Origin of the sequence: Streptomyces sp. CHD11 (genome assembly GCF_018638295.1) — a bacterium.
GTDB lineage: Bacteria > Actinomycetota > Actinomycetes > Streptomycetales > Streptomycetaceae > Streptomyces.
This window is the reverse complement of record NZ_JABTTS010000066.1, coordinates 1-3,681: the sequence shown is the minus strand read 5'-3', so window position 1 is coordinate 3,681 and position 3,681 is coordinate 1. Positions and strand designations below refer to the sequence as shown.

Below are 3,681 nucleotides of genomic sequence, written 5' to 3'. Positions count from 1 at the left end.
GTTTCTTCGTCAATACGCTGGTTCTGCGGGCGGACACTTCGGGGAATCCGGGTTTCGAGGAGTTGCTGCGACGGGTGCGCGACACGTCCTTGGAGGCGTACGCGCATCAGGATGTGCCGTTCGAGTTCCTGGTGGAGAAGCTCAATCCGCATCGCAGCACCGCCCACAGTCCCCTGTTCCAGGTGCTGCTGGCCTTCCAGAACAACCCGGAGACCAGCTTCGACCTCCCCGGCCTGCACACCGAGCCCGACGAGATCGTCACCGGCGTGTCCCGGGTGGACCTCACCCTCAACATCACCGAGACGTTCGGCGACGACAGCTCCCCGCAGGGCATCCGCGGCGCCGTCGAGTACGCGACCGAGCTGTACGACGCCAGCACCGTCGAGTCGTTCACTTCACGCTTCGTACGCATGCTGCAGGCCGCCGTCGAGGACCCGGGCCGCCGGATCAACGCCGTCGACCTGCTCTCCGACGAGGAGAACGCGACGGTCCTCGCCCTGTCCGGACGCGACGTACCGGCCCCCGAGCAGAAGGTGTGGCCGGCGATCTTCGCAGCCACGGTCGCCGCGACGCCGGACGCGACCGCGGTGATCGAGCAGGACCTCGACTGGTCGTACGCGCGGCTGAACGAGCACGCGAACCGGGTGGCCCGGTATCTGATCGACCGGGGAGTGGGCGCCGAGGACGTCGTCGGCGTACTGATGCCACGCAGCGCGATGCAGATCGCCACCCTTCTCGGGATCGGCAAGGCGGGCGCCGCGTTCCTGCCGATCGACCCGGCGTACCCGGCGGAACGGGTCGGCTACCTCGTCGAGGACGCCCGGCCGAAGGTCCTGCTCACCGACACCGCCCACGCGGACGCGGCCGCCGGAGCCGGCGCGATCAAGGTCGACGACCCGGCCGTGGCCGCCGCTCTCCGGGACATGCCGGTGACTGACCCGACCGACGCCGACCGGCGGACCGCCCTGCGGGTCGAACACCCGGCGTACGTCATCTACACGTCCGGGTCGACGGGCCGGCCCAAGGGCACGATCGTCACCCACGCGGGTCTGTTCGCGCTGGCGGTCAGCGGTGGCGAGCGGGCGGACATCGACCGGGACAGCCGGGTTCTGCAGCTCACCTCGCCGAGTTTCGACGTCTCCGTCTTCGAGTTCCTCACGACGTTCCACGCGGGCGCCGTACTGGTGATGCCCGAACCCGGCCGGCTGGCGGGTGAGGAGCTGGCCGGGTTGCTGGCGGGTGCGGGGGTGTCCCACGCGTTCGTGCCGCCGTCGGTGCTGGCGACGTTGCCGGAGGAGGCGCCCGGTGATCTGCCGGGGTTGCGGAGTCTGGTGGTCGGTGGTGAGGCGTGTTCGGCGGATCTGGTGGGTCGTTGGTCGGCGGGCCGTCGGATGACGAACCTGTACGGGCCGACGGAGACGACGGTGGCGGCGTCGGTGAGCCGTCCGCTGTCGGGGGGTGCGCATCCCATCGGTGCCCCGTTGCCGGGGACGCGTGTGTATGTGCTGGACGCGGATCTGGGTCTGGTGCCGAGGGGTTCGCGGGGTGAGCTGTATATCGGCGGTGCGGGGGTTGCCCGGGGGTATCTGGGCCGCTCCGGTCTCACTGCGTCGCGGTTCGTCGCGGATCCGTACGGGTCGGCCGGGTCGCGGATGTACCGCACCGGTGATGTGGTCCGGTGGAACGCCGATGGCGAGCTGGAGTACCTCGGCCGCTCCGACCACCAGCTCAAGATCCGGGGTATCCGCGTCGAACCGGGCGAGATCGAGGCAGCCCTGCTGCGGAAGCCGGGCGTCTCGCAGGCCGTCGTGGTCGCCCGTCCGGATCAGCGCGGCGTGCAGGCGCTGTATGCGTACGTCACAGCCGGCGAGGAACCGGCCGAGGCCGTCCGGCTGCGTGAGGAGTTGCGCCGCGAACTGCCCGATCATCTGGTGCCGGCCGCGATCGTCGTACTCGACGAGCTCCCGCTGACGCCGAACGGAAAGCTCGACCGCGAGGCGCTGCCGGAGCCGCGTTTCGTCACCACGGGCGCGGACAACCGGTCGCCGGGCACACCGCAGGAGGAGATCCTGCGGTCGGTGTTCGCCGACGTCCTGGGGATCACGCGGATCGGCGCCGAGGACAACTTCTTCGACCTGGGCGGCCACTCGCTGCTGGCCGGCCGGTTGATCTCGCGGGTGCGCGGCGCGCTCGGCGTCGACGTGTCGATGCGGACCTTCTTCAACGCCCCGACCCCCCGGCAACTCGCCGGCCGGCTGCTCGAGGGCAGCCCCGTCCCGGCCCGCCTGCGGCCGATGGCGCGACCCGAGGTCCTGCCGCTGTCCTTCGCCCAGCAGCGCCTGTGGTTCCTGCACAAGCTGGAAGGCCCGTCGGCGACCTACAACTCGCCGCTGGCGATCCGGCTTTCCGGCGACCTCGACGTGCCGGCGCTGCGGATGGCGCTGGCCGACGTCGTCGCCCGGCACGAGGTGCTGCGGACCGTCTTCGCCGAGCAGAGCGGAAACCCGTACCAGCGGATCTTGGACGTGGCCGAGGCCGTGCCCGAGCTGGACGTGCGGGAGACCACCGAGGCGGAGCTGCCGCAGGCGCTGAGCAGGGCGGCCCGGTACGAGTTCGACCTGGCGGACGAGATCCCGCTGCGGGCGTCGCTGTTCGCGGTCGGCCACGGCGAGTGGGTGCTGATGCTGGTGCTGCACCACATCGTCGCCGACGGCTGGTCGCTGCAGGTCCTCGTGTCCGACCTGACGGCCGCCTACACGAGCCGCCGGGCCGGCACCTCACCGTCGTGGCAGCCGCTGGCCGTGCAGTACGCCGACTACACGCTCTGGCAGCGCGAGCACCTCGGCACCGACGACGACCCCGACAGCGTCTTCAGCCGTCAGGTCGCCTACTGGCTGGAGGAACTGGCGGAACTGCCGGACCAGGTGACGCTGCCCACCGACCGGCAGCGTCCCGCCGTCGCCGGCTACCGGGGCGAGACGGTCACCTTCGACCTCGGCGCCGAACAGCACGGCGAACTCGTCCGCCTGGCCCGGGAAACCGGCACCACCCTGTTCATGATCCTGCAGACGGGGCTGGCCGGCCTGCTGACGCGCCTCGGTGCCGGAACCGACGTCGCGGTCGGCTCACCCATCGCCGGGCGCACCGACGACCGCCTGGAAGACCTGGTCGGTCTCTTCGTCAACATGCTGGTGCTGCGCACCGACACCGCCGGCGATCCCACGCTGAGCGACCTGCTCACCCGGGTGCGCGAGACCTCACTGGCCGCGTACTCCCACCAGCACATGCCCTTCGAGTACCTGGTGGAACGGCTCAACCCGCACCGGTCGGCCGGCCACCACCCGCTCGTGCAGATCCTGTTCGGACTGCAGAACACCGCCGAGCAGAACATCAGCCTGCCGGGCGTCACCGCTTCCGGCGCATCGGTCGACACCGGCGTATCCCGGGTCGACCTGTCGATCAACATCATCGAGGCCGCGGCACCCGACGGCGGTCCGGCCGGTCTGACGGGTGTCGTGGAGTTCTCCACCGATCTGTACGAGCGGTCGACGATCGAGGCGTTCACGGTGCGGTGGAGGCGTGTGCTGAAGGCGATGGTGGCGGCGCCGGAGTCCCGGCTGAGTGAGGTGGATCTGCTCGGTGCGGATGAGCGGGTCCGGCTGCTGAGCCAGTGGGGGGCGG

1 protein-coding gene is annotated in these 3,681 nt (G+C 70.7%); it reads left to right on the top strand.

Translation table 11 applies throughout. The annotated features are described in order from the left end of the window. Positions 1–62 precede the first annotated feature (62 nt). On the top strand, positions 63–3,681 hold a 3,619-nt coding region (locus HTV45_RS33135; RefSeq protein WP_251693394.1), incomplete at its 3' end, for an amino acid adenylation domain-containing protein.